Origin of the sequence: Collimonas sp. OK412 (assembly GCF_900112135.1) — a bacterium.
Classification (GTDB): domain Bacteria; phylum Pseudomonadota; class Gammaproteobacteria; order Burkholderiales; family Burkholderiaceae_D; genus Collimonas; species Collimonas rhizosphaerae.
In genome coordinates, this window is sequence record NZ_FOLC01000003.1 from 211,844 (window position 1) to 237,882 (window position 26,039).

Genomic DNA, 26,039 nt, shown 5'->3' on the forward strand with positions numbered 1-26,039 from the left:
TGTCTTACTCTTCCTGCCAGAGCCGTCGCCCGGGTCCTTCGTAACGCAGCTGTGAACAGCGCAACGGAAATGTCGCTCCTGCCGGGCGCTCGCTGGCCTCCAGATAACAAGGAGGCATGCCCGCCATGAACGAGGGAAGCAGGAATAAATAACACTCGCGCGGAGAAAAGCCCAGATCCAAGGGGATGGCCACGACGACAGCTGCATAGTTAATCGGTAACCGGCGCCCCATTCGAGACAGCTCCCTTTCAATATCAAAGGCCAATCGAAGATACGGACCCTGCGCCATTTTTTCGCTTTCCATGCGCACGAGAATCGCCGGAATACGTTCATCCACCTGCAATGTCGCCACCGGACGGCCGTACCCCAGGATGCGTCGATGCTGCAGCAGCTCCTGCTGCAGAACTGCTTCCAGCGACTCCCCGGCATTGATGCGGTCATGGGCGCGGACCAGGAAATCTGCCGCAGCGAATTCCGGCTGCCACCCATAAATGCTGGCTTCCGAAACCGCGATGGCGGCGGCAATGCCGAGCGCGCCGGTACTGCGGGCACTACCTGCCAGGGCGGCGACGCGGTTGTTCCACAATCGGGGATCCGGGTAACTGGTATAAGTCCAGAGCGCATGCAGGACGGTTATTTGCTCAGGCGAGTAGCGACGCCCGGTGATGCCGAAGGCATATAGTGCGATCCAATCCATGTCCTTCAGATCGGCATGCAGATCGTGTCCGCGAAATACCGCGCGCTCCCCCGGGAAACATGCGCCCATCGTGGTGCGCAGGGGACCTTCATAGTCCAGCAAGATGTTTCTCATGCTTGCTCCCTGGCGAAGGCCGGGCCGGGATCGTTTTCCAGATCCAGTTCAAAGAAAGGAAACTGGCGAAAACCCTGCCTGCCTTGTTCCAAAGCATGGATGGCCGCGCCCGGCAGCCGCAGCAGCAAAGCCAGCATCTCACCTTCGCTGGCAGAAAAATCGATATCGGCAAGCGCGGCGGCGGCCACGCCGGTCATCGCCAGCGGGTGGCCGGCCATCGATTCCAACGCCTCTCTTTCTTGCGACAGCCACGCCAGGTGGCCTGCGGGCATCATCGCGACCAATTGCGAGAGGGTCTGGCGTACCGGATTTGCGCAACTCTTGCCATAGGGATCGAACCCTGGAGGATGGCCTGGCTCAGGCCATACTTGCAGGCGGGTCGGTGCGGCCGGGCTGGCAAGAGCGGAGCGCCAGTTTGCAAGCTCCTTCCCATTCTTCTTCCATGCCTCCAATGCCAGAAAGATTTCTCGCGCCCCGCCGTGCGAACCGGCGCCGACAGCCAGCGCTGCCATGAGCACCGAAGCAGCGGTTGAGCCGCCGACGCCGGCCGCCATCGCCGCGTGTACAGAAGGATCGCGTGGGCCGGGGTTGGCCAAGGCTACGGCTAATGTCTCCAAGACTGCAGCCACGGCCGGTTGCGGGCGTTCGCCCTTGAACAGGAGATACAGGTATTCGATGTAACCGATCTTGCCGAGCAAATCGCCATAGACATCGTAACCTCGGCAATAACAGGCTGCGGCAGCAAAAGGGTTGTCCGTTTCAGCTTCTTCTTGCCAGACGCTGCTGCGGATGCTGTGCGGGCTTTCTTTATCGTTCATCTGATTCCTTATTCGAAAGAAACTGCTAAAGCAGGCTCATGCCGCCATCGACAACGATTTCCTCGCCTACCACGTAGGCCGCATCGTCCGAAGCCAGGAACAGGGCAACCTTGGCTACCTCTGACGGAAGGCCGAAACGTTTGCTCGGAGACTTTTGCGCAATCTCGGTTTTTATGCCGTCGGCTACGGCGGGCGGCAGGCCGAAGCGGTCGAAGATCGGTGTGGCGATGGGGCCAGGACTGATCGCATTGATCCGGATCCCGCGACTGATCAGCTCCAGCGCCAACGACTGCACCAGCGAGCGCAAGGCGGCTTTGCTGGCGCCGTAGACGCTGAAATTCGGCGATCCCAGCTGGTTGGCGATAGAGGTGGTGACAATGATGGATGCCGCCCCGCTAAACAACGGCAACGCTTTCTGGATGGTGAAAAACGCTCCCTTGAAGTTGATTCCCATGATGTCGTCAAATTGTGTTTCAGAGACCAATTCCATTGGCGCTGCGGTGGCGATGGCGGCATTGACGAACAGGACGTCCAGACGTGTGAAGCGGCGCTCTACTTGCTGCATCAAGGATGCGATTTCGGTGAGATTCGCCGTATCGCTGCGGATCGTCAGGACGTCGCCGCCCAGCTCCTCCCGGACGCGCGCCAAGCCATCCGGATCACGCCCGGTAATCGCCAGGCGGGCGCCCTGCTCCAGGAAAAGCTTTGCGCTTGCCAAACCGATGCCGCTGGAACCACCTGTGATGAGTACCGTCTTGCCGTCCAGTTTGCCCATGTCTATTCCTTATAGAGTTCCAGCGAGAACCCGCATGCGAAGATTTATTGGAGGCACCTCGTCGCGGTCTATCAGCACGTCCAGCAGCGTCGGCCCCGGTCGCGCGCACATCGCAGCGATATCTAGCTTGGCCAGATCTTCAGGCGCATGGATGGTATGCCCTTCGGCTCCCATGGCCCGCGCCAGGGCAGCGAAATCGGTAGGCGGCAAATCGCAGCCGATATGCTCGGCTTCTGCCAGCCGCTGGCCATGCTTGACCATTCCCAAGGCCTGGTCGTTGAGGACAACAAAAATCACGGACAGCTTTTCGGCGACGGCTACCGATATTTCCTGGCCGTTCATCAAGAAACTACCGTCTCCGGTAATGCAAACCACAGGCATTTTTGGATTGCCAATGGCGGTGCCGATGGCCCCGCCAATAGCCCAGCCCATCGGTGCAAAATTCATGATGACGCGCAGCCAGCCGCCGTAGGTCTTGCGCCGTCCCGGCGCGCGGACGCTCCCTCCCCCGCCCTGGCGTCTTTCGGATATGCGCCGGTCCCGGGGTTGCAAATAATGAATCGCCCAGGCGGCGCTATTGCCGGTATCGGCAAGGAAACGCGTGGTCGGCGGAAACAGCCGGCTTAATTCGCGCATCAGCCGTTGCGGCAAAATCGGTATGACGCTGCTCTCGTATTTTTTGGGAGCAATCAGCATGGTCTCCGGCTCCCATTGGCTGCTATGCTGCTTGCGAACGAAGCGCCTCTGTTCATACTCGAAATTGCCGGAACGGCGAACGTCCTGCATATGCTTGACCAGCCGATTGAAAATTGACAGGATCCGTCCCCGCATGTGAAAGCGCGCCATCGGGGTCTGGCTGAGATGCTCCTCGGTATCGTCGATGTGCACCAGCCGTGAATTGAGCAAACCGTCGCTCCAGCCGCCGCTGCTCCACTCGCCCATCCCGGTGCCGATCGCCATGATCAGGTCGACCGACTTGTCTCGTATCGCCGTCTCGGCGGAGGCGTGGCCGGCAAAACCGAATACGCCGCGAAAAAGCGGATGCCGTGGGCTTACCAGGCCCTTGCCGTCCGGCGTGGTAATCACGGCAGCACCGCTCAGGTCGGCGAACTGGAGTATGGAGCCGATAGCTTCGCCGCAACCCACGCCAATCAGCAAGACGATATTTTCGGCCCTGGAAAGCATCAGGAGCAGCGTTGCCAGCGCTTCGTCGTCCACCGACGCCGACGGCTGCAAAAGCGCTTGTAAATCGTAAGAGGGAGCCAACTGCGTATTCGGGCTGCGAAACACATCGATAGGTATGCTTAAATGCACCGGCCCGACTGGTGTGCGGATGGCGCGCTGCAGAGCGGTCATGAGCTTGTTTTCGAACTGCTGCGGATGGGACACCAGGGAATTGTAGTGGGTGCAGTGCTGCAGCATGCCCAGCGTATCGACACCGGTGCAAGTCGACTCTTGCAACGGATGCTTGCCGAAAGTAGGCAGGGCTGGCTGCGCTGTAATCACCAGCAAGGGAATATTGTTATCGTAGGCGCAGGCCACCCCGGTAATCAAATTGGTGGAGCCGGGACCGGAGGTGGCGCAGCAGACGCCGATTTTGCCGGTTTCACGGGCATAACCGTCGGCCATGTAGGCAGCTCCCGCTTCGTGCCGCGCCAGGACATGGCGCACTCCCCCCCTGCGGCTGCTTCTGGCAAGGGCATCGAAAAAAGGCTCGATGGCGCCGCCTGGAACACCGAAGACACATTCGATTTCCATCTGGTCCAGATAGGCCACCAGCAGGTCGGCGACTACCATGGGTGGCTCGGAAGGCCGCTCCCAATTCTTCCTCGGCATATCGTCATATACCGGAAAATTATCAGCACCCATACCAAATCCCTCTCCTGATGGCAGGAAGATTGCTGCGGTACGGCAATGTGCACCGCTCATCCTCACAGGGCCAATGGGCAAGAAAAAAATTCCCACATGGAAATTAAGTGTAGTCTTGTCTTAACAAATCACAAAGCAAAGAATCCGGTCGACGCACTTCAACAACGATCCAGACCAAGAAGATATGCAATGCCGGCATCCAGCAGTCAGCCGCTGAAGATAAATATGCAAAAAACCACAGGCGGCAAATGCTGATCAGGTCTTGATCGTTTGATGCCTAATATTGCCAGCTTATTAATATATTGCCACCTATCAATATTGACAGCTGTTTTTGTGACATCTAAAGCATTAATGTTAAAAAAGCGGTTAATGGCTATTGAACTGCCCAGCCGTCGGACGCAACCTGCTATTCACCAGGGGAAAATCGGCCACGGTCATTGCCATGCCATATGTGTGTGGGGGCTATATGTCGATCATGAACTGCCTTGTTATTTTTCTGGCCAACTATAGACAAAAGGCAACTATTGCCATGTCTGCATGGACAGCCTGATGTCAATTTTCTCGTCCATATTTACAGAGCTGACAACGGATTTAGGAGGCAACTGGTGGTAAGGCAATCGCTTATCTTTTTCATGTTTAGCACGCTGCTTGCAGGCCAGTTATTCGCTGCGGATCCGGGAATTTCCGACACTGAAATTCGATTGGGCATGGTTAATGCGCAATCCGGAGCGGCCGCCGGACTGGGCCAAGGCATGCGGATTGGCGCCATGGCGGTTTTCAACGACGTCAACACCAATGGCGGGATTCACGGGCGACAGATAAATTTACTGGTGGATGACGATGCCTACGATCCCGACAAGGCAATCGATGCAACATTGAAAATGATCGACCAGGAAAATGTTTTTTCTTTGTTCGGATATGTCGGCACGCCAACCGCCAACGCCGTTCTGCCTATCATCAAGGACACCAAGATCCCCCTCGTGGGTATCTTCAGCGGCGCGATGCTGTTACGCAAGCCAGTCATTCCTGAAGTGATCAATCTGCGCGCCAGCTATGGCGATGAGACGGAAATCCTGGTTGATCATTTCATCAAGGACAGAGGCGCCAAACGTTTTGCCGTGTTTTACCAAGACGATGGATTCGGCCTGTCGGTCCTGGCCGGAACCGAGACGGCATTAAAACGGCGCGGCATTGAAATCGTGGCAAAGGCGACTTTCCAACGCGGGACGACTGCAATCCAGGCTGGGCTTGCCACATTAATAGAGAGCAAGCCCGACGTTGTGATCATGGTCGGACCCTATACGCCGCTGTCGACATTTATCAAAAATGCGAAAACCGAAGGGTTGAAAGCCAGTTTAGCGACCGTGTCGTTCGTCGGTACCGACAATCTGGTCAGGCTGGTCGGCGCCGACGGCGATGGAGTCGTCATATCGCAAGTGGTCCCGTTCCCGGAAAATCATGACTTGCCGCTCGCCAGGGAATGCGCGGTACTCATCAAGAAATATGCTCCGGAAGAAAAACTCGGATTTGTCAATTTCGAAGGGTGTATCAGCGCCAAGGCCATGGTCATCGCCTTGGACAGAACCGGGCCGGCATTGACACGGCCGGGACTGATCCACGCCTTCGAATCGATCAAGGGGCTGGATATCGGCGGCCTGCAATTCAATCTCGGCCCGGATAATCATCAAGCATCCAATTCAGTATTCTTGACCAGAATATCGCAAGGGAAAATAACCCCGATCGACACTATTCCAAAGTAGCACGCAAGACAGCCGGCTTGAAAAAACGAACCGTGCGTTGCAAAAGTGAGGCCTGGGTGAAAATCAGAACAAAGCTGTTTGCGAGTACAGGATTGCTGCTATTAGGAGTGATCGCGATCGCGACGGCTAGCCTGATCGCCTTGAACGGCGTTTCTTCGAGCGTATACAGGCTTACCAAGGAATCGCTGCCCCTGCAATTGAAAACAGGCGAACTGCAACGCACCATCGAAAGAACGTCAGACAATTTTTTCAAACTCGGCATGTCGACAGATCGTCAGCAGCAAGAACAGTCTTCATCGGCAATCGCCAGCAATATCAAGTCGATCAGAACTCTTACGAGCAATATCCAAGAAATGGATCAGCAAGGGATTGACATCAATCCTGCATTATATGAGGCGATGCAGGGAAAGATGAATCTTGCGGTCGGCGACCGTCTACGGGATACCGAAATATTCAAGGACGAGGCGCACAACATCAAAGAGACGCTAAAGAACATAGAGCGCTCGATAAGCACCATCAAGACCAGTATTGGCACGCTGAATACCCAGGCCGAAACAGTGGTCGCCGCGGCGCAGCAGGCAAGTCTTTCGTCGAACAAGATTATCAAAGAATTCTCCGGTATCAGAATGCGCGTGAAAGACATGATCATCATCATCGATGAGATTGAAACAGTAAAGAACCGTTATCGGCTTACCCCTTTGAAAGAACGCATGAAAGCTGCGGAAAATGCGATTAAAGGGCTTGCTTATGCGCAGGACGGCACGACAAAAATGAAGGAAATAGGCGACGCCATTTCGGCATTGACTGAACGTGTCCTCAACAATAAAGGCGGATTGATCGCGTTGCGCTCCAACACACTGTCGAACGCTGCCTCAGAGGCCGACTATTTTTCGGAAAAAGCAAACATCATTCAGGAATTTGAATCCATTGATGCGAAAGTATCCGAGGCTATCGATCCGATTGAAATGCAACTGGTCCGCGACCGCCACAAACTTGAAGAAGCCGTTGCATTCTTGCAAAAGGCGACGCGTGTGAAAGACGCTGGAAATGCCATCACCATTGATGTCAACGAGTTGAATAGCGCAATCGGAGGAGTGATCCTGAGCGAATCGGAGTCTGAATTAAAAACGAGCGTGACCGCTGCAAGGATCCAGGCAAAGGAATTGAAAGAAAGTGACTCGTTGCTTAGAAAGGAGCTGTTGGGCACGCAGCAGAACAAATACATTGCCGATGCCAATGCCATCAACCGGCTCATCCAGGTACTCAATGAAGGATCTGAAAGAATCATCACGGCAAAGATGCGCGTGCTTGCAAGTGACGCTGCGTTACGCGAAATCGTCGGACAGGTAAATGCCGTCTCGATGAAAAAACTGGCTTACAGCGACTTGCAAGTGGAAAACATCGGCAAGCAACAGCAAGGCGTCGTATCGAATTTGCAAAGTTCGGTAAATAGATCGTTTGTCGTGATTGTGCTCGCAACATTATTGCTGGCTTTCGCCGGCATCGCTGTCAATACCAAGATTGGAACGTCGATCGCGCACCCGCTTTCCAGCCTGTCCGCCACGATCGAACGCATACGCGGCGGGAAGGATCTTTCTTTGCGGGTGCCTGGGCACGGCACGGGCGAAATAGGAATACTGATCAACGGTTTTAACAGCATGCTCGAGAATATTGAGCGGCGTGACGCGCAGCTCAAGCACGCGACAGCGGAAGCAAAGGCCGGCAACCAGGCGAAGTCGGAGTTTTTAGCCAAGATGAGCCACGAAATCCGCACTCCCATGAACGGCGTGCTGGGCATGACTGAATTATTGTTGCGCACCAGGCTGGATGCCAAGCAGCGACGCTTCGTCGACTCGGTTTACCGCTCTGGCGAGTCGCTTCTGACAGTGATCGACGACATTCTCGATTTTTCAAAAATCGAAGCAGGCAAGCTGACACTGGAGAAAATCGGATTCAACTTGAGACAGACGATCGACGATGTCGTTGTCCTGCTTGCTCATGGCGCTCAACGCAAGGGCCTTGATCTCATCCTTCTTATGGCAGAGGACCTGCCGCAAAATGTGCGAGGCGACTCGGTTCGGGTGCGCCAAATCATCACGAATCTGATCAACAATGCCATCAAGTTCACTGATCGTGGAGAAATTGTGGTCGATGTGCGCTGCGACGATCGCGACCGTGTCTGTTTTTCGATCTCTGACACTGGCATAGGCATAGCACCGGAGGTGGCCGCGCATCTTTTTCAGCCCTTCCAGCAAGCGGATAGTTCAACTTCACGGAAGTACGGCGGCACCGGACTAGGTCTTGTCATCACCAAGCAGCTCGTCGAAATGATGGGAGGAACAATCGAATTGAAGAGTTCGCCGGGTCAGGGATCCATTTTTTCGGTCACCTTGCTCCTGGAGCGGCTGGCCGAGGAAATATCGTCCCACGCTCCTGCCGTACGGACATCCCTGGCCGGATTGAGGATGCTGATTGTCGATGACAATGCGACCGACCGCAGTATTCTCCTGGAGCATGCGGGCGAATGGAATATGGATGCCGTGAGCGTATCGAGCGGCGCGGAAGCTTTGGATCAGCTACGCGCCGCCGCAGCCGGCGACAAGCATTTTGACGTAGCGATCATCGACGTTCGCATGCCTGTCATGGACGGCATTGCCCTGGTACACGCGATCCAAGCCGATACTTCTCTCTTTCAGCCGAAGATTGTCATGCTCACTTCGTTCGACACCGTCGACGACATCAATCTTGCCCGCAAGCTGGGCATCGAACACTGTTTTAACAAACCGGTACGTGGAACCGATCTCTACGACTGCATCATCGCCGCAACCGGAGCCGGCACCCCAACTACCGCGCAGCCCATGATAAAGGCGATCGATCCTGCATCAGCTGCGGCAACCAATCTGCTCCCCGGGATGACGGTTCGAGTGCTGCTGGCTGAGGACAACGCGATCAATCAGGAAATCGCCACAGCAATGCTTGAAGATACCGGATACCACGTCACCGCAGCCGAGAACGGTCGCGTAGTGCTATCCATGCTTGCGAGCAGCGATTTTGATGTCATATTGATGGATTGCCAAATGCCGGAAATGGACGGCTTCGAAGCGACCCGCGAGCTACGCCGGCGAGAAAACGAAACCGGCGGCCATCGCATTCCCGTTATTGCACTGACGGCAAATGCCATTGGCGGCGATAGGGAACGCTGCCTTGAAGCGGGTATGGACGACTATATCTCGAAGCCGTTCCGCCGCGACATATTATTAAAGACACTCGCGCACTGGACTCGAGATGAAAGAAAGGCCCCAAGCTCCACTCCGATCGCCGACGAGATTCCAGGCATATCAGCCACGCCGGAAGCCGTCACCATCGACCCCAAGGCGCTGCAAGTCTTGCGCGCACTGCAAAAGCCGGGCCGCCCCGACGTACTCACCCGGGTTGTCGACATGTTCAACCTCGATGCTCCCCGGTTGCTTTCCGCAATGCGTAACGCCATTGCGGCGAATGATGCTGACGCTTTGCAGCGTGCTGCACATACGCTGAAATCGACTAGTGCAAATGTCGGCGCCATGCTGCTTGCGGCGTACTGCCGTGAAATCGAACAACTAGCGCGCTCTGCGGATGTGGCGGCAACCGCCGCACCATTTGATGGAGCAATGGAAGAACTTGACCGCGTCCTTGTGGCGCTCGCTCTGGAAAGGGTTGCCGCATGACTAAGGAAACTAAAGACGTTACCGTGGTCCTCATCGTTGACGACGATGCGATGACACGCATGCTTGTTGTAGAAGCGCTCGAACCTGAGGGTTTCAAGGTGGAAGAAGCCGCAAGCGGCATCGAAGGCATCGAGGCGTTTCAACGCCTCAAGCCTGACATCATTCTATTAGACGTCAGCATGCCCGGAATGGACGGATTTGCTTGCTGCAAGCGCATACGTGGACTGCTTGACGGCAAGCGCATACCGATTGTCGTCCTTACCGGAAACGACGATGACGAGTCGATTACGCAGGCATTTGAGGCTGGGGCTACCGACTTTCTTTCCAAGCCCATGCGCTGGAAATTGCTGCCGCATCGCGTGCGATATCTGTTACGGGCCAGCGAAGCCCTGAAGGACCTGGCGCGCAGCGAGGCGAGCCTGACGTATGCCCAGGGATTGGCCCATGTGGGAAACTGGGAATATAGCCCGGAAAGCGCCGACGGTTACTGGTCCCCGGAAGTCTACAGGATCCTGGGACTCGACGAGAGTAATAGTCCGCCACGGTTTGAATCGCTGCTGCAAGTGGCGCCCAACGATGAGCAGCCCAAGCTGATTTATTCCTTCATGAATTTACGCACTGAAGGCATCAGCTATAGCCTGGAGCACCGTATTACACGCCCCAACGGAGACGAGAGGATTGTGCTCCAACAGGCGGAAGCGTTGCGCGAGCAAGGTCGGATCCTGACACTCCGCGGCACTTTGCAAGACATCACTGAACGTAAGATGCACGAGGCGCGGATCGAATACCTGGCCAACCATGATGCGCTTACAGACCTGCCCAACCGCAACTTGTTAAGCGATCGCATTACGCAGTCAATCGCTCATGCGAACCGTGCCGGCCAGCACATGGCTGTGATGTTTCTCGATTTGGATCGATTTAAATTTGTTAACGACAATTTCGGCCACCCCGCAGGCGACAATTTGTTGAAGGCGGTTGCTGCCAGGCTCAAAACAGCGACGCGCGAAGAGGATACCGTAGCGCGAATAGGAGGCGATGAATTCGTCATCATGCTGCCGGCTTTCAGCGCCTCCGATGATACGGACACGGCAGTGCGAAGAGTGCTGGATGCGTTTTCCTCGCCGTTCCTGGTCGGCGATCATACGCTGCATGTCACGACCAGTATCGGAGTGAGTATTTATCCAGAGGATGGCGGCAATAGCGAAACATTGCTGAAAACGGCAGATGCGGCGTTATACAGTGCGAAAGAAAAGGGCCGGAATTGCTTCCAGCTCTATACCCGTGAAATGGGCGTTCAGGTAGAGGAACAGGCGGAGCTCGAAAATGCGCTGCGCCAAGCCGTCGTACGGCATGAATTCGAGCTCTTCTACCAACCCAAGGTCGATCTTAAAAGTGGACAAGTCAATGGCGTTGAAGCGCTGCTGCGCTGGCGTCGCCCGGGGGTCGGCTTGATCCCGCCGGACAGCTTTATCCCCTTGGCGGAAGAGACGGGATTGATTGTGCCCTTGGGCGAGTGGGTATTGAGAACGGCTTGCGTCCAGGCAAAGGCCTGGCAAGTTGCAGGGCATCTTGAGCTGAGCATGGCAGTCAACGTATCAGCGCGGCAATTTCGACAACAGAATATTGTCGAACTCGTGCGTAGCGCTCTGCTTGATAGCGGCCTCGCCGCTGAATATCTGGAACTGGAACTGACAGAAAGCGTGCTCATGCGGGATCGACAGACCGCGGTAAAAACACTGCGTCAGCTCAAAGAGATAGGCGTGGTGTTAACGCTGGACGATTTCGGCACCGGATATTCGAGCCTCTCCTATCTCAAGGAATTCCCCTTCGATGTAGTGAAGATCGATAAGTCGTTCATCACCGACGTGACCAACAGCGTCGATGGCGCCTCGCTCACCAAATCTATCATTGCCATGGCCGAGTCCCTCCATATGACGACAGTTGCCGAAGGGGTGGAGACAGAAGGCCAATTGGGTTTTTTAAGCAGCAACCGGTGCGACACCATGCAAGGGTATTATTTCAGCCGCCCATTGCCGATAGAAGAAATGGATGCGTTGCTTAGCGCAGGAACACATCTCCTTGATGACAACCAACGCAGCGAGCAACTCAAGCGCACCCTGCTGCTGGTCTGCAACGATGAGGAAATACAGGCCTCCCTCAATCGTCTTTTCCTGCCGGACGGCTATCAAATTTTCAGCACGAACAGTCCGCTTGAAGCGTTGGAAATGCTAGCGATCTATCCTGTGGGCGTCATTGTATCTGACCTGGGTAAACCCGAAATACCTGGAATCGATCCCTTAAGCCGGGTCAGGGGACTCTATCCGCATATAGTCCGCATCATGCTTTCCGGTTACTCCGAAATACAGCTGGCGACCGGCGCAATTAACGAGGCAGCCGTTTATAAATTCCTGACGAAGCCGTGGGATGACCGATTGCTGCGGCAGCATGTTGGAGAGTCGTTTCGTCGCTACGAAGCACGCACGATGGGTAAAAATCCGAAACAGGACACCAAGCCCGTCAGCGCACCCGCTTTGAAATAAGGAATAGCAACTCGCCAAGCGTTACGCCAAACGATAATTTTTCTTGGAATGCGACAGTTTTTGAATCAAAACGGAGAAGTCCATGGATACCGATTTCGGCTGGCCACTGCCGCCACACTTCGAATCAATCTCTGCAACCTCGGCTGCGGACAATGGCAAGGCGCCATGCATCGTTACCATGAACGACGGTAACCGGAAGGTCGGAAATCTGCTGGGTTTTGACCTGGAAACCTCATCGATAGAATTTCATCCGGAACGCGCCGGCGGCAACTTGCGTATCGGCTTTTCCAATTTCAAAAGTATCCGCTTAACGTCGCCGATAGAGTTAAAGAAAATGGAATTGCCTTCAACGGTCGAAACACAAGGAGATTTGCCCATCCCGATTCGGCAAAAATGCGTGATTACGTTCAAGGACGGAGAACATCTGCTATCCGAAACGATCGGTTACGTTCCGCGTGAAATCGGACTCTTTCTATTTCTTGTTGGCGTCGGCAACAACGTTTTGCGCTGGTTTATTCCAACAGAAGCAATTGCCAATTATCAAATTGGCGACAAGCTTGGCCAGATGCTGATAGACACCAGAATGGCGTCGGCGGACGCTGTCGATGCGGGCTTGAAGAAGCAAGGCCAGCTGCGGGAATCCAAGCTGGGCGAATATCTGCAGCTGGAAAGCCTTGTCTCAGAAGCGGAAGTGGAAAAGGCGTTGCAAAAACAAAGATCGATGCCTCACCTCAAGCTTGGGGAAGCATTGGTTCAAGAGAATTTGATCACCGTTGAACAGCTGGCGCAAGCGCTAAAGAAGCAACATGAAGACAGAAAGCTGCACCTGGGAGAAATCCTTGTCGGCATGGGTTTTGTCACCAAAGAAAGCATTAAAAGAATATTGGCGAAAAAGCTTGGCATCCCCTTCGTTACCCTGCCCCAGTTCCAGTTTGACTTGAATTTAACCAAGGTAGTGCCTGCCGACCTGGCACGAAAATACATTGTCATGCCGCTATACCGAACCCAGTCGCGCATGGTGGTGGCAATGGAAGATCCGCTGTCGTCGGAAGCGTTGAAGGCATTATCATTTTTTTCCAAGCTGACGATTGATCCCGTCATGGCGTCGGAGACTGACCTGGCCGAGGTCATTCCAAGATTTTATGGCCGGCAAGGGGAACGTCAGGATATCGCAGAGTTTGTTTCTAAAATGGATGATGGCGGCAGCGCCGAACCAAGCCAGGCCGGCAATGAGATCATTACCGAATCCGACAATGCCACGGTTCGCCTGGTCAACAAGATCATCCTCGATGCATTCGAACAAGGCGCCTCCGACATCCATATCGAAGTCATGAAAGGCAATGAGCCCACCCGGGTCCGCTTTCGCAAGGACGGCATCATGGTCGATTATTCGAACATTCCGGCAAACTACCGTAATGCCTTGGTTTCCCGCCTTAAGATCATGAGCCGCCTCGACATTTCCGAGAAGCGCCGCTCACAAGATGGGAAACTGAATTTTGAGCAGTTTGGCCCTGCGAAAATTGAACTGCGCGTCGTCACCATGCCGACCACGGAAGGCCTGGAAGATATCGTGATGCGCATACTTGCAGCGCCAAAGGCCTTATCCCTGGACGCACTAGGCCTGTCTACCGCGGTGCTGGAAGGACTCAAGAAACTGGCCCTGAAACCTCATGGCCTGCTATTTGTCTGCGGCCCGACCGGGTCAGGTAAAACCACAACTCTGCATTCCTTGCTCAGTTATATCAATACCAGCGAACGCAAAATATGGACAGTCGAGGATCCTATAGAAATTACCCAGAAAGGCCTGCGGCAAGTACAGGTTCACGCAAAAATCGACCTGACATTCGCCGCCGTATTGCGGAGCTTTTTGCGAGCCGATCCCGATGTCATCATGGTGGGAGAAACAAGGGACCCGGAAACGGCCCGGACCGTCATTGAAGCTTCACTAACCGGGCATCTGGTATTTTCCACATTGCATACCAACAGTGCGGTCGAAAGCGTCGTCAGGTTATTGGATCTCGGCCTGGATCCGTTTAATTTTGCAGATGCGCTGCTAGGCGTAGTCGGTCAACGGCTCACGCGTAAACTGTGTACAAGCTGCCGCCAACGTTATTCCGCCACCGCCGAGCAAGTCAAGATGCTTGCTTACGAATATTGCCTGGAAACCGGACTCCGGGAAGACGACGTAGCAGCGCAATGGCAAAAACAATATGGCGACGACGGCACTGTTCTCACGTTATACAAGGCCGTGGGATGCGAAAAATGTGACAAGAGCGGTTATAAAGGCAGATTGGGCGTACACGAATTACTGGTCAACAGTCCCGCCATCAAGAAAAAAATCCATGCCAAAGCGAATGTCCCGGAAATATTGCAAACCGCCATTGGGGAAGGCATGCGTACCTTGAAACAGGACGGGATCGATAAAATATTTCAAGGCCTGACCGACTGGGAACAAGTAAGAATGCTCTAAGACAATAATGGCAGGCCGACCAGGTCAATCCACCTCCATTCAAGAAGTGGATGATCCGGCATAATCAAACGTTGTTTGCCTTCTCCAGCGGGCTCGGCTGCCTGGCAGCCGGGACTTTTTCCATGTCGAAATAGAGCTTCAAAGCCATGATTTCCCTGGACACATCTGCAGGAAAACCTTTGCGGGTTCCTCGTTGATCCAGCAAGAGTTCAGCAAACAGTTTTTCAGCAGCCGCACGCCGCGGCCAGACTTCGGCAAATTGATTGGCGATACGCGGATAATGTTTGATGAGCCATAAAGGCCAGATTTCTGTAGGCAGCGACAGCAACCAATTGTATGTCCGTTCCTGCAATTTCAAATCGGCAGGCTCATGCAAGCGGCGCAATTGTTCCCAATTCTTTTCTTGCTTCCTGCGCAGTTCTGCATCGAGTACGGCTTTTGCTTCCGAGACCGAGACTTTTTCGAATGGAATTGAGTCCATAACACCTCCTAAAAGAGGGAATGCCGAGTTGAAATAACTGTTCTATTGGCACCGGCAGATGGTTGGCGTCAGTCTTGACGTTCGACAACAACCCACAAAATGTTGCCATTTGGAATCAATTCTACACCCATTTAATCGTTACGATTGCTTGTAACTGGCAGGCGATGGGGGAAATTTTCTTGCGGGCAAGGCAATGAAGGGGCAACCCAGTTCATGCCAACGCGCCTGCACCGCACAATTAATAAATGACTATTGCATTGATCTATGCCGACCTATGATCAATAATAGTTTCCACGAGAAAATATTCCCAGGCGCCCGCAAGTGCCTGGCCATGCGATAGAAGAGAGACACGCCGACTTTTAAACTTGTAATCAGCTACCCCATAAAATCATGAACGGTCTTCGAGACACATTGGCGCGGCAAACAGAACTAGTGACAAAACGGATACCAATTACGTGGTTAGCCTTTATTTTCGTCGTTCTTGTCTGCCTATCCTTGGTATTCATTGATGGCTGGCGAAGCTGGACCGCCCGTAATATCCAGTTGCGCGAGATGGGAATTTCCACGTCTAACATGACGCGAGCCATAGCACAGCACGCCGACGATACGATTAAAGCAGCCGACACCACGCTGGTGGGCCTCGTTGAACGGGTACAAACGGACGGTACCGGTCCCGAAGCCCTGCGGCGCATGCATGAACTGCTGGTGCGGCGGGTTATAGAATTGCCTCAGCTGCAAGGCTTGTTCGTCTATGACGAAAAAGGAAATTGGCTGGTTAACGCATTACCGGCCATGCCATCCAATGTTAACAATTCGGATCGCGATTATTTCATCTACCACAGCACCCACGTCGATCCGGAACCGTACATTGGACTGCCGATCCGAAGCCGTTCAACGGGAGCATGGATCATTACCGTTTCGCGCAGGATCGAACATGCAGACGGCAGCTTCGCCGGCGTTGCGCTGGCCACCATCAACATGGATTATTTCAACAAATTCTACAAAAATTTCGATATCGGCCAGCACGGCGTGATCGTGCTTGGGCTAAACAACGGCATCATGCTGACCCGCCGGCCGCTTTTGGCCGATACCAATGGAAAAAATATTGCAAACATCCCTCTGTTTCGTGACAACGTAGCGAAGAAGGCCAGCGGCACGATTGTTATCGTTTCTGCGCTAGACAGCGTGAGGCGCCTGAATAGCTTTCGACACTTGGAACACTATCCCTTGTTCGTCGCCACGGCGTTGTCGGAAGATGAAATCCTCGCAGATTGGCTCACGGATACCTATTTGCACTCCACCGGCGTGGGGATACTGCTCATCGTATTGAGCATGCTGGGATTCCACCTCGTCGGCCAAATCAAGCAACGCCTGAATGCCGAAGCAGAACTTGTACGAGCACGGGATGCATTGGAAACACTCAACCAGACGCTCGAAAGGCTCGCATTGCAAGACGGTCTCACGGGACTCGCAAATCGTCGTCATTTTGACCTCGCGCTGGACAAGGAATTCAGCCGCGCGGTGCGAGAGGCAAGTTCATTGGCGCTCATCATGATCGATGTTGACTGCTTCAAACAATATAACGACATATACGGTCACGCAGCAGGCGATGAATGCTTGCGAAAAATCAGCCAGGTAATCAAGACCAATCAGAACCGGCCTGGCGACGTCGCTGCCCGCTACGGCGGGGAAGAGCTTGGCGTTCTGCTTCCCGGTACTGACGTACGCGGAGCAATGACCATTGCAGAAAAAATCCGTTTGGAAATCCACAATCTTGGTATCGAGCATACGGGCAATTCGGCCGGCGTGGTCACCGTCAGCGCAGGCGTTGATGCGTTTATCCCCATTCAGAACCTGGACAATCCGTTAGAGCTGGTACTGGCGGCCGACAAGGCCCTCTACGCGGCAAAATCCAGCGGGCGTGATCGCGTTTGCGAAAACCAAAGCGCTACTGGCCCCCATCGATCCGCCCCCGAGCAGGAGCCATCTACCATCCTGTAAAGTGGTCAGTGACTCTTTGCAAGTCCCGCATAATAAGCCCTCACCCTGAGGGCTTTCAGGGCGCGCATTTGGGCAGCGCCGGCGTGATGCTGGCATCCTTTCCGAGGACCGGGCGGTATTGATGGGCCATGGGGTAAACAATGTGTCGGGACACTAAGCTATACCGACAATTGCACGGCTTATCGAGATGGCAAATCTTGTGCGGAAAACGCGGAATATCCCCAGGCTGCGCAGGGTAATCAACGGAAAGTCGTGCAAAAAAATCGCGCGCAAAGAAAAATGACTCGGAAGATTTCTCTTCCAAGTCATTGATCTTACAACTTAAATATGGTCGGAGTACAAGGATTCGAACCTTGGACCCCCTGGTCCCAAACCAGGTGCGCTACCGGGCTGCGCTACACTCCGAGAAGCAAGATAATAAACAGTATTCCGATTTTTGTCAAATTTTTATACAGGGAAATTTTCAAATCCTGCCGCAAAAACCAACCCAATAACGGTACCGCCAAAAGCTTATCTGCTGAAAAACTTGAGAGACGGATTAGACCAGAATTTGGAAAAATATGCGAGAGAAAAACGCATATTTCGGCAAAAATTTCAGCCTGCTTTTGGTTCTGCTTAAAACATCGGCAAATCTACGGAAAGAAGCAGCGATATCACGCAAAAATCGCCGCGCCAAAATCATTTATAAAATTCATCAGTCTTGCCGCAGCGCCAGTTGCGCGCGCTGGAAACTCACCTTGAAACGGCTGCCCTTGCCATACTCGGAAGTGATTTCAAGGCGGCCGCGATGGCGCAGCAGGACATGTTTCACGATCGCCAGGCCGAGGCCGGTTCCCTGTGTAGCGCGTGACCGGGTTTTGTCGACGCGGTAGAAACGTTCGGTAAGCCTGCTCAGGTGTTCGGCCGCGATGCCGATGCCATCGTCGGCAACCACCAGGCTGGCGCACTCTTCTTCCATGCCCCAGCTGACATCGATGCGGCCGCCGTCCGGGGTATACCGGACCGCATTCGAAAGCAGGTTGGCAAACGCACTTTCCAGCTCATCGTGATTGCCTTTCAGGTCGACGTCCTGCACCTGTAAAGTGATGCTGTGCCTGCCGCCGGACAAGGCCCTCGCCTCTTCCACCAAACGATTCAGCAACGGCTTGATGCGCACCGCGTCGTTCGATGGGGGCTGCACAAGCGATTCCAGCCTGGTGAGGGTCAGCATGTCGGCCACCAGCCTTTGCATGCGCTGCCCCTGCTCAGCCATCAGATGCAACTGGCGCTGCCGGGTTTCTTCGCTCATTTCGCTGCTCAGCGCATGTTCGAGAAAGCCGTTGATGACTGTCAGCGGCGTGCGCAGTTCATGCGATGCATTGGCGATGAAATCGCGCCGCATGGTATCCATTTTTTCGTTTTGCGTGGCATCGTGGGTGACCAGGATCTGGCGCCGGCTTTCGAATGAAATCAGCTGCACCAGGATTTTCCTGTCGTGATGCATGAACGGCAAAGGCTGTTCAAAACGCCCCGAGAGCATGTAATCGACGAAATCGGGAGAACGTATCAGGTTGGTCAGCAAACGCCCCTCGTCGCGCTTCAGGTCCAGCCCCAGGTGGGTTTGCGCCGCGGGGTTGCACCACTCCAGATGCATCACGCCATCGACGATCACCACGCCGTCCGGCAGCAAGCTCATGGCTTGCCGAAAGCGCGCCAGCCATTCCGCCATCTCGGCCCGCGAGCGCTCGTCTTCCAGGCGGATATCTTCCAGCGCGGCAAATGCGTGCGCCCACAATCCCCAGGTTTTCGGCCGGCGGCCGCCGACCGGCGTATCCATCCAGCGTTCGATCTGGTACAGCGACCACATCTGCAGGAACAGCAAGCCTGCCAGCGACAAGCTAAAGAACAGCAGGCCGACAATAGCGCCGCCAACCGCGGCGACCGCTACCGCAATCAGGGACAGCAAGCCAAACCAGAGCAGCGCCGGCACCCAGAATTTGCGCGCGCTGCGGGTGCTGGCGCCGGCTCCGGGTCTGGCTCCGGGTCTGGCTCTTGTCACGCTGCCGGCTCGGCGTTGAGCTTATAGCCGACGCCACGCACGGTCTTCACGTAATCGGCGGCGAGGCCAAGCGATTTGCGCAGGCGCATGATGTGGACGTCCACCGTGCGCTCTTCGATGAAAGTATGGTCGCCCCAGACTTTATCGAGCAACTGCGCGCGCGAGAAAATCCGGTCCGGATGCGCCACCAGGAAACGCAGCAGCTTGAACTCAGCCTGGTCCAGTTCGATTTCCTGGCTGTCGACCGTCACCTGGTAACGGTCGGTGTCTATCTGGATCAAGCCGTGGCTGAGCAGGCTTTGTCCGAGTTCCGGGATCTTGCGCCTCAGCAGCGCCTGGATCCGGGCAATCAGTTCCTTGGGTGAAAACGGTTTGGTGACATAGTCGTCGGCGCCGGCATTGAGCCCGCGCACCTTGTCTTCATCCATCCCCTTGGCCGTCAGCATGATGACCGGCAAGGTGGCGCTGCGCGGCTGGCTGCGCCACTCTTGCAGCAGCGCTAGGCCGGAGGTATCAGGCAGCATCCAGTCCAGCAGCACGGCCTTGGGCAAGACCCCGACGATCGCCTGCCGCGCTTCGCTGGCGCTATACGCTATTTCGCAGGAAAAGCCGGCGTCGTCGAGCGTAAACCGCAGCAGCTCGGCGATGCCCGGTTCATCTTCGACGATCAGGATGTGGGTTTGATATTTCGACATCGGCAATAGGCTCTATTCAGTGGAAGTCGATCGTCAGGACGTGACTTTAGCGGCGATCCGGCGCGCCATCGCTTGCGCCAGGTCAGCATCCTTGGCTTCGACCATGACGCGTATCAGCGGCTCGGTGCCCGAGGCGCGGATCAGCACGCGCCCGTTATCGCCGAGCTCACGCTCGACCGCTTCTTTCTCCGCCACCATCGCCGGATTCTTCTGCCAGTCGAAACCTGCGCTCACGTTCACGTTGACCAAGGTTTGCGGGTAAAGCGTCATATCGGCAGTCAGCTGCGCCAGCGTTTCGCCGTCGCGCTTCAAGGCCGACAAGACCTGCAGCGCGGACACGATGCCGTCGCCGGTGGTATGTTTGTCGAGGCAAAGCAGATGGCCGGAGCCCTCGCCGCCCAGGATCCAGCCACGCTCTTTCATCACTTCCAGCACATAACGGTCGCCGACCTTGGCGCGCGCAAACTCGACGCCCATCTGGCGGAACGCCACTTCCAGCGCCATGTTGGTCATCAGGGTGCCGACCGCCCCTTTGACCGGCCCGGTCTTCATGCGGTCCTTGACCATCACATACAACAGCTCGTCGCCATTGTAGATGCGGCCGCCGGCATCGACCATCAGCAGGCGGTCGGCGTCGCCGTCCAGCGCAATGCCGATGTCCGCGCGGTTGGAGCGCACCGCCAGCGCCAGCGCGTCCGGCGCGGTGGAGCCGAAACCGGCGTTGATGTTGAAGCCGTTGGGCTGGTTGCCGATAGAAATGACTTCCGCCCCCAGCTCGTGGAATACGTACGGCGCAATATGGTAGGCGGCGCCGTGGGCGCTATCGACCACGATGGTCAGTCCGCGCAGGTCGAGCTCGTTGGGGAACGTGCTTTTGCAGAATTCGATATAACGTCCAGGCGCGTCGTCCAGGCGCTTTGCCTTGCCCAGCTTATCCGACGACACGCAAACCATCGGCAACTCCAGCGCAACTTCGATGGCGGTTTCCACCGCATCCGCCAGCTTGTTCCCTTGCGCCGAGAAAAATTTGATGCCGTTGTCTTCGTACGGATTATGCGACGCTGAAATCACCACCCCGGCCGACAAGCGCAAGGCGCGCGTCAGGTAGGCAATCGCCGGCGTCGGCATGGGGCCTGCCAGCATCACGTCGACGCCGGCGGCGGCAAAACCCGCCTCCAGCGCGGCTTCCAGCATGTAACCGGAGACCCGGGTATCTTTACCTATCAGCACGGTTGGCTTGCCGGTTCCCGATTTGGCTTGGGCCAGCACTTTACCCGCGGCGTAACCCAGCTTCATTACAAAATCCGGCGTAATCGGCGCTACGCCAACGCGCCCGCGGACACCATCGGTACCAAAATATTTTCTTGTCATCTCAACCCTCAGTCACATGCATTTCAATCATAACCGTCTTGCTGCTCATGTCCGCTGCGCCGCCTGCCACACCTTGAGCGCGTCCACCGTCTCGGCCACATCATGCACCCGGACTATCTTAGCACCCTGCGAAACCGCCGCCAAAGCCGCCGCTAGGCTGCCGGCAAGGCGCCGCTCCAACGGCTTGCCGGTCAGCTGTCCCAGCATGGTTTTACGCGACATGCCTGCCAGCAAGGGCAAGTCCAGCGCACGCTGGATATCTCCCATGCTTTGCAACAAGGCAACATTATGCGCCAAGGTCTTGCCAAAACCAAAGCCTGGATCGATGCTGATGCGATTCCGGCTGATCCCCGCCTGCTCCAGCGCCGCCACCCGCTCATGCAAAAAAGCGCTGACTTCGGCCACCACATCCTGGTACTCGGGCTTGATCTGCATGGTTTGCGGATCGGCCTGCATGTGCATGACGCACAGGCCGCAATCGCTGTCGCTTACTGCTTCCAAGGCGCCGGGCGCACGCAAGCCGTTGATATCGTTGATCAGGTCGGCGCCGGCGGCGAGCGCTTCGCGCATCACGGCCGGCTTGTAGGTGTCGACGGAGAGCGGCTTGCCGCAATCGCGCAAGGCATAAATCGCCGGCATGACGCGGTCCAGCTCTTCTTCCAGCGACAGCGCCGGGCTGCCGGGACGGCTCGACTCGCCGCCGATGTCGATGATGTCGACGCCGTCAGCGATCATCTGCTCCGCGTGCGACAAGGCAAATTCGAGCGAATGGAATTGCCCGCCGTCGGAAAACGAATCGGGCGTGATGTTGAGTATGCCCATCACCAGCGGCCGCGCCTGCGGCGTGTTGACCGGCAGCCGGTACCGGCCGCATTGAAAATACTGTTGCATATAGAAATTCTATTGAAAGCGCGAAAATAAACAAAAAGGGCGAGGATCGCTCCTCACCCTTGCTGATGGTCATTTCACAAACCGCGACGCCAGACCGGCGCTCCGGGCCAGGTCAGGCCGGTGCGGTGGCGTTCGGCGAAACCCCGCCGGACGAATTGTCGCTAGGCGCCTTGCGCACCGAGCTGCCGGCTTTCGGCAGGCGCGGCTCCAGGCCTTCCATGATGTCGTTGATCTGGTCAGCGTCGATGGTTTCCCAGTCAAGCAAGGCCTTGGTCATGGCTTCGACCTTGTCCTTGTTTTCCTCCAGCAGGCGGCGCGACAAGGCGTATTGCTGGTCGAGGATGCTGCGGATCTCGGCGTCGACTTTTTGCTGGGTTGCTTCCGACACGGTCTTGGCCGACATGCGGCCGAAGTACGCGTCCTGCTCGGTATCTTCATAGACCATGGTGCCCAGGGTCTCGGACATGCCGTAACGGGTAACCATCGCCCGCGCCAGCTTGGTAGCGCGCTCGAAGTCGTTGGACGCGCCGGTCGACATCTGGTGCATGAAGATTTCTTCCGAAATACGGCCGCCGAACAGGATGGCGATCTCTTCCAGCATCTTGTCCTTGTACATGTTGACGCGGTCATGCTCTGGCAATTGCCAGGTCAGGCCCAGCGCAAAGCCGCGCGGCATGATGGTGACCTTGTGCACCGGATCGGCTTTCGGCAGCAGCTTCGCGACCACGGCATGGCCGGATTCGTGATACGCCGTATTGCGGCGTTCTTCTTCACGCATCACGGCAGACTTGCGCTCAGGGCCCATGACGATCTTGTCCTTGGCATCCTCGAAATCCTGCATCTCGACCAGGCGCTTGGCGCGGCGGGCTGCAAACAGGGCTGCTTCGTTAACCAGGTTGGCCAGGTCGGCGCCCGAGAAGCCAGGCGTGCCGCGCGCCAGGATATCGGCCTTGACGTCGGTCGAAATCGGCACTTTGCGCATGTGCACGTTCAAAATCTGCTCACGGCCGCGGATGTCCGGCAAGCCGACCACCACCTGGCGGTCGAAACGGCCCGGACGCAGCAAGGCTTTGTCCAGCACGTCGGAACGGTTGGTGGCAGCGATCACGATCACGCCGGAATTGGCCTCGAAGCCATCCATCTCGACCAGCATCTGGTTCAGCGTCTGTTCGCGTTCGTCATTGCCGCCGCCCATGCCGGCGCCGCGATGACGGCCCACCGCATCGATTTCATCGATGAAAATGATGCAAGGAGCATGTTTCTTGGCATTCTCGAACATGTCGCGTACCCGCGATGCGCCGACGCCGACAAACATTTCAACGAAATCCGAACCGGAAATGGTGAAAAACGGTACTTTGGCTTCGCCGGCAATCGCACGCGCCAGCAAAGTCTTACCAGTACCCGGAGGACCGACCATCAGCACGCCGTGCGGAATACGGCCGCCCAGTTTCTGGAATTTGGTAGGGTCGCGCAGGAAATCGACCAGTTCGGAAACTTCTTCCTTGGCTTCGTCGCAACCGGCAACGTCGGCAAAGGTGACAGAATTGCTGTTTTCATCAAGCATGCGCGCCTTCGACTTGCCGAACGAGAACGCCCCGCCCTTGCCGCCGCCCTGCATCTGCCGCATGAAGAAGATCCAGACCCCGAGCAACAGGATCATCGGGAACCAGGAAATGAAGATCTGCTGCAGGAACGATGGTTCTTCCGGCTGCTTGACTTCAAATTTGACGTTGTTGTTGACCAAGTCGCCGATCAAGCCGCGGTCCAGCGACGTAATGGCGGTTTTCACTTTCTTGCCGTCCGAAGTGCTGGCGACAATGTTGCCCCCTTCAATCGTCGCATCGGTGATATGTCCGGCCCTGATTTCAGTGATGAGATCAGAATAGGCAATCGGCCCTGCGCCGCTGGCCAGTCCTCGGCCGTCGAACTGCTTGAATACGGTGAAAAGCACCAGGGCGATGACCACCCAGATGGCGGCTTTGGAAAACATGTTGTTCACTAGAACTCCTTGGACGCGCTGCGCGCCTGACATAGGTACAGCTTCGAGGTATTCATTAGATTTTACTCGGAATAGATACGGCTTGCTAGGCAGGATATGTGGCCGTACCAACGATAAATCAAGGAAAACTTGTTAATTACCTTGGATTTTTCAATATCTTGCCAAGCAAGAAGATTTCCGAGGACTTGTCGCGGCTGGCTTTGGGCTTCCGGGAGGCCACGGTTTTGAACTCCTGGCGGAATTTCATCAACACTTCGTTGTAGCCGGTGCCGTTGAAACACTTCGCCAGCAAGGCGCCGCCCGGCTTCATGTGCTGCTGCGCAAATTCAATTGCCAAATCGATAATCTCCTCCACCCGCGCCGCATCGGAAATGGCGATGCCGGACAGGTTGGGCGCCATGTCGGACAGCACCAGGTCCACCTTGCGCCCCTCCAGCAGGCGCTCCAGCTGGCGCAGGCTGTCCGCCTCGCGGAAGTCGCCCTGGATGAAATGGACATCGGCGATCGGCTCCATCGGCAGGATATCCAGGCCGATGATCATGCCGTGGATGCCGCCGCCGTCCTGGCCCGCCAGCTTGTTGCGCGCGTATTGCGACCAGCTGCCCGGGGTCGATCCAAGGTCGACAATGATCTGGCCAGGCTTGATCAGCTTGTCCAGTTCGTCGATTTCTTTCAGCTTGTAGGCGGCCCGCGCACGGTAGCCTTCTTTCTGCGCCAGCTTCACATAAGGATCGTTAATGTGGTCGTGCAGCCAGTTTTTGTTTAATTTCTTCTTTGCCATTCGCGTAGAATACCGTTTTTAAGGAATTTTTATGTTGAAACTTACATCCGCCGAGCGTAGCGAGCTCCGTTCCCAAGCCCACGGACTGAATCCGGTGGTCCTGATCAGCGAAGATGGCTTGAAGCCGTCCCTGATGAAAGAGATCGATGCCAGCCTGAACTCGCACGGCCTGATTAAAGTGCGTGTATTCGGTGATGATCGCGAGGCACGGATTGCCATCTACGAAACCATTTGCGAAAAACTCGGCGCAGCCCCGGTACAACACATCGGCAAGCTGCTGGTCCTGTACCGGCCGCAAAAAGATGCTGCCAAAGAACGCAGCGAAAGCCGTGGCAAGGGCATGCGTGAAGTGACCATCGTCAAGCCAAGCCCAAGCGGCACCAAGCGGCCGTCGGTGACCAAGGTCATGGTAAAAGGCAATGAACGCGTGACCCAGGGCGGCAATATCAAGCGCGCCAAACCGCGTCAGAAAAGCAGCAAGAAATCCGCATTGGGCCGTTGATGCCTGCCGCTTCGGCAAATACCACAGCCTGCGCGGGGCGGCCAGTCGCCTAGCGCAAGCTGCGCAAACGCAGGATCAGTCCCACTCCCAGCAAGCTCTGGATCAGGTAGATGCCGCTGGCGACGCCATGCAGGATGCCAAACCGCGTCTTGGCGTCGGCGCTCATGACACCGCCGGCCGCCGCTTCCCGCAAATCCGCCATGAACGGCTGGATGCAGAAATAACCGACCAACGTGCAAACCAGCATCGCCAGCGCCAGCCGCATCAGGGTCTTGCGCAACGGCGCCGCATCATCGTGGGTACGGTAGCTGAACAGCATGACCAGGACTATGCCGCAGGCCACCGACAGCCAGGCCTCGATCCGGAACAGGCTCCCTGCAATGGTGCCGGCCAGCACGCGGTCGGGCAAGGTGGCAAACAAGGTCGGCGCAACCAGATAGCCTACCGTCCACAAACTACCGACCCACAAGGTCGCGACTAACAACCTGCATCGCACTACAAACATTGCTGCTCCCGGATTTTCTGATCGA

Annotated in this window: 18 protein-coding genes and 1 tRNA gene; 6 read left to right on the plus strand and 13 right to left on the minus strand. The window is 55.9% G+C overall.

Features of this window, described 5'->3' with window-relative positions:
• Positions 1-4: 4 nt before the first annotated feature.
• From BM062_RS05025 to BM062_RS05040, 4 genes are read right to left on the minus strand one after another with little or no spacing between them, the layout of a single operon-like run.
• Positions 5-811, minus strand: a complete 807-nt coding sequence (locus BM062_RS05025) for a citrate synthase family protein (protein ID WP_092394084.1) — start codon at positions 809-811, stop codon at positions 5-7.
• Entirely contained in the window at positions 808-1,629 is an 822-nt protein-coding gene (locus BM062_RS05030; RefSeq protein ID WP_092394087.1) for a citryl-CoA lyase, read from the minus strand. Before BM062_RS05030 ends, BM062_RS05025 begins: the two co-directional genes overlap by 4 nt.
• Before the next feature lie 25 nt (positions 1,630-1,654).
• Positions 1,655-2,404: an SDR family oxidoreductase gene (locus BM062_RS05035; RefSeq protein WP_092394090.1), complete on the minus strand. Its 750-nt coding sequence runs from the start codon at positions 2,402-2,404 to the stop codon at positions 1,655-1,657.
• Positions 2,405-2,413: 9 nt separating this feature from the next.
• On the minus strand, positions 2,414-4,201 hold the full coding sequence (locus BM062_RS05040; protein ID WP_217647565.1) for a thiamine pyrophosphate-binding protein: 1,788 nt from the start codon (positions 4,199-4,201) through the stop codon (positions 2,414-2,416).
• Between the two features lie 704 nt (positions 4,202-4,905).
• Between BM062_RS05040 and BM062_RS05045 the strand changes: the two genes are divergently transcribed.
• The 4 genes from BM062_RS05045 to BM062_RS05060 all read left to right on the plus strand — a co-directional run bounded on the left by BM062_RS05045 (position 4,906) and on the right by BM062_RS05060 (position 14,750).
• Positions 4,906-6,033 (plus strand): ABC transporter substrate-binding protein, encoded by a 1,128-nt coding sequence (locus BM062_RS05045; protein ID WP_092394093.1) that lies wholly within the window; start codon positions 4,906-4,908, stop codon positions 6,031-6,033.
• 17 nt (positions 6,034-6,050) lie between these two features.
• Positions 6,051-9,740: a response regulator gene (locus BM062_RS05050; RefSeq protein WP_139219995.1), complete on the plus strand. Its 3,690-nt coding sequence runs from the start codon at positions 6,051-6,053 to the stop codon at positions 9,738-9,740.
• Complete coding sequence (locus tag BM062_RS05055) at positions 9,737-12,280, plus strand: EAL domain-containing protein (protein WP_092394099.1); 2,544 nt, start codon at positions 9,737-9,739, stop codon at positions 12,278-12,280. Before BM062_RS05050 ends, BM062_RS05055 begins: the two co-directional genes overlap by 4 nt.
• An 82-nt stretch (positions 12,281-12,362) precedes the next feature.
• Positions 12,363-14,750: a GspE/PulE family protein gene (locus tag BM062_RS05060; RefSeq protein WP_092394102.1), complete on the plus strand. Its 2,388-nt coding sequence runs from the start codon at positions 12,363-12,365 to the stop codon at positions 14,748-14,750.
• Between the two features lie 64 nt (positions 14,751-14,814).
• Here BM062_RS05060 and BM062_RS05065 read toward each other — a convergent pair whose 3' ends face one another.
• Positions 14,815-15,231, minus strand: a complete 417-nt coding sequence (locus BM062_RS05065) for a hypothetical protein (protein ID WP_092394105.1) — start codon at positions 15,229-15,231, stop codon at positions 14,815-14,817.
• A 390-nt stretch (positions 15,232-15,621) separates the two neighbouring features.
• Here BM062_RS05065 and BM062_RS05070 point away from each other — a divergent pair, with 390 nt between their 5' ends.
• Positions 15,622-17,232 (plus strand): sensor domain-containing diguanylate cyclase, encoded by a 1,611-nt coding sequence (locus tag BM062_RS05070; protein WP_092394108.1) that lies wholly within the window; start codon positions 15,622-15,624, stop codon positions 17,230-17,232.
• 328 nt (positions 17,233-17,560) lie between these two features.
• On the opposite strand, the gene BM062_RS05075 is transcribed toward BM062_RS05070, so the two are convergent.
• The 7 genes from BM062_RS05075 to BM062_RS05105 form a co-directional block, all read right to left on the minus strand.
• Positions 17,561-17,637 (minus strand) — tRNA-Pro (locus BM062_RS05075).
• 289 nt (positions 17,638-17,926) lie between these two features.
• Positions 17,927-19,270: a phosphate regulon sensor histidine kinase PhoR gene (phoR, locus tag BM062_RS05080; protein ID WP_092394111.1), complete on the minus strand. Its 1,344-nt coding sequence runs from the start codon at positions 19,268-19,270 to the stop codon at positions 17,927-17,929.
• A complete protein-coding gene (locus BM062_RS05085; protein ID WP_092394114.1) occupies positions 19,267-19,965 on the minus strand; it encodes a winged helix-turn-helix domain-containing protein in 699 nt (232 codons plus the stop codon). Before BM062_RS05085 ends, phoR begins: the two co-directional genes overlap by 4 nt.
• A 33-nt stretch (positions 19,966-19,998) precedes the next feature.
• A complete protein-coding gene (gene glmM / locus BM062_RS05090; protein ID WP_092394117.1) occupies positions 19,999-21,336 on the minus strand; it encodes a phosphoglucosamine mutase in 1,338 nt (445 codons plus the stop codon).
• A gap of 45 nt (positions 21,337-21,381) precedes the next feature.
• Positions 21,382-22,227 carry a dihydropteroate synthase gene (folP, locus tag BM062_RS05095; protein WP_092394120.1) on the minus strand — a complete coding sequence of 282 codons (846 nt, stop codon included), beginning with the start codon at positions 22,225-22,227 and terminating at the stop codon, positions 21,382-21,384.
• 112 nt (positions 22,228-22,339) lie between these two features.
• A complete protein-coding gene (gene ftsH, locus BM062_RS05100; protein ID WP_092394123.1) occupies positions 22,340-24,226 on the minus strand; it encodes an ATP-dependent zinc metalloprotease FtsH in 1,887 nt (628 codons plus the stop codon).
• Positions 24,227-24,362: 136 nt separating this feature from the next.
• Entirely contained in the window at positions 24,363-25,007 is a 645-nt protein-coding gene (locus BM062_RS05105) for an RlmE family RNA methyltransferase (RefSeq protein ID WP_092394125.1), read from the minus strand.
• A 31-nt stretch (positions 25,008-25,038) separates the two neighbouring features.
• On the opposite strand from BM062_RS05105, the gene BM062_RS05110 reads away from it, so the two are divergent.
• Positions 25,039-25,509, plus strand: coding sequence for a YhbY family RNA-binding protein (locus BM062_RS05110; protein WP_092394128.1), 471 nt, complete (start codon positions 25,039-25,041; stop codon positions 25,507-25,509).
• Positions 25,510-25,558: 49 nt separating this feature from the next.
• On the opposite strand, the gene BM062_RS05115 is transcribed toward BM062_RS05110, so the two are convergent.
• Positions 25,559-26,014, minus strand: coding sequence for a DUF4149 domain-containing protein (locus tag BM062_RS05115; protein WP_092394131.1), 456 nt, complete (start codon positions 26,012-26,014; stop codon positions 25,559-25,561).
• Between the last annotated feature and the right edge of the window lie 25 nt (positions 26,015-26,039).

Excerpts from the sequence above, each read along its gene's own strand:
- folP (WP_092394120.1), bottom strand. The coding sequence starts at position 22,227 with ATGCAACAGTATTTTCAATGCGGCCGGTACCGGCTGCCGGTCAACACG.
- BM062_RS05105 (WP_092394125.1), bottom strand. The coding sequence starts at position 25,007 with ATGGCAAAGAAGAAATTAAACAAAAACTGGCTGCACGACCACATTAAC.
- BM062_RS05060 (WP_092394102.1), top strand. The coding sequence starts at position 12,363 with ATGGATACCGATTTCGGCTGGCCACTGCCGCCACACTTCGAATCAATC.
- BM062_RS05110 (WP_092394128.1), top strand. The coding sequence starts at position 25,039 with ATGTTGAAACTTACATCCGCCGAGCGTAGCGAGCTCCGTTCCCAAGCC.
- BM062_RS05085 (WP_092394114.1), bottom strand. The coding sequence starts at position 19,965 with ATGTCGAAATATCAAACCCACATCCTGATCGTCGAAGATGAACCGGGC.
- BM062_RS05065 (WP_092394105.1), bottom strand. The coding sequence starts at position 15,231 with ATGGACTCAATTCCATTCGAAAAAGTCTCGGTCTCGGAAGCAAAAGCC.
- BM062_RS05040 (WP_217647565.1), bottom strand. The coding sequence starts at position 4,201 with ATGGTAGTCGCCGACCTGCTGGTGGCCTATCTGGACCAGATGGAAATC.
- BM062_RS05030 (WP_092394087.1), bottom strand. The coding sequence starts at position 1,629 with ATGAACGATAAAGAAAGCCCGCACAGCATCCGCAGCAGCGTCTGGCAA.
- BM062_RS05115 (WP_092394131.1), bottom strand. The coding sequence starts at position 26,014 with ATGTTTGTAGTGCGATGCAGGTTGTTAGTCGCGACCTTGTGGGTCGGT.
- BM062_RS05070 (WP_092394108.1), top strand. The coding sequence starts at position 15,622 with ATGAACGGTCTTCGAGACACATTGGCGCGGCAAACAGAACTAGTGACA.
- BM062_RS05025 (WP_092394084.1), bottom strand. The coding sequence starts at position 811 with ATGAGAAACATCTTGCTGGACTATGAAGGTCCCCTGCGCACCACGATG.
- BM062_RS05045 (WP_092394093.1), top strand. The coding sequence starts at position 4,906 with ATGTTTAGCACGCTGCTTGCAGGCCAGTTATTCGCTGCGGATCCGGGA.
- glmM (WP_092394117.1), bottom strand. The coding sequence starts at position 21,336 with ATGACAAGAAAATATTTTGGTACCGATGGTGTCCGCGGGCGCGTTGGC.
- BM062_RS05055 (WP_092394099.1), top strand. The coding sequence starts at position 9,737 with ATGACTAAGGAAACTAAAGACGTTACCGTGGTCCTCATCGTTGACGAC.
- BM062_RS05035 (WP_092394090.1), bottom strand. The coding sequence starts at position 2,404 with ATGGGCAAACTGGACGGCAAGACGGTACTCATCACAGGTGGTTCCAGC.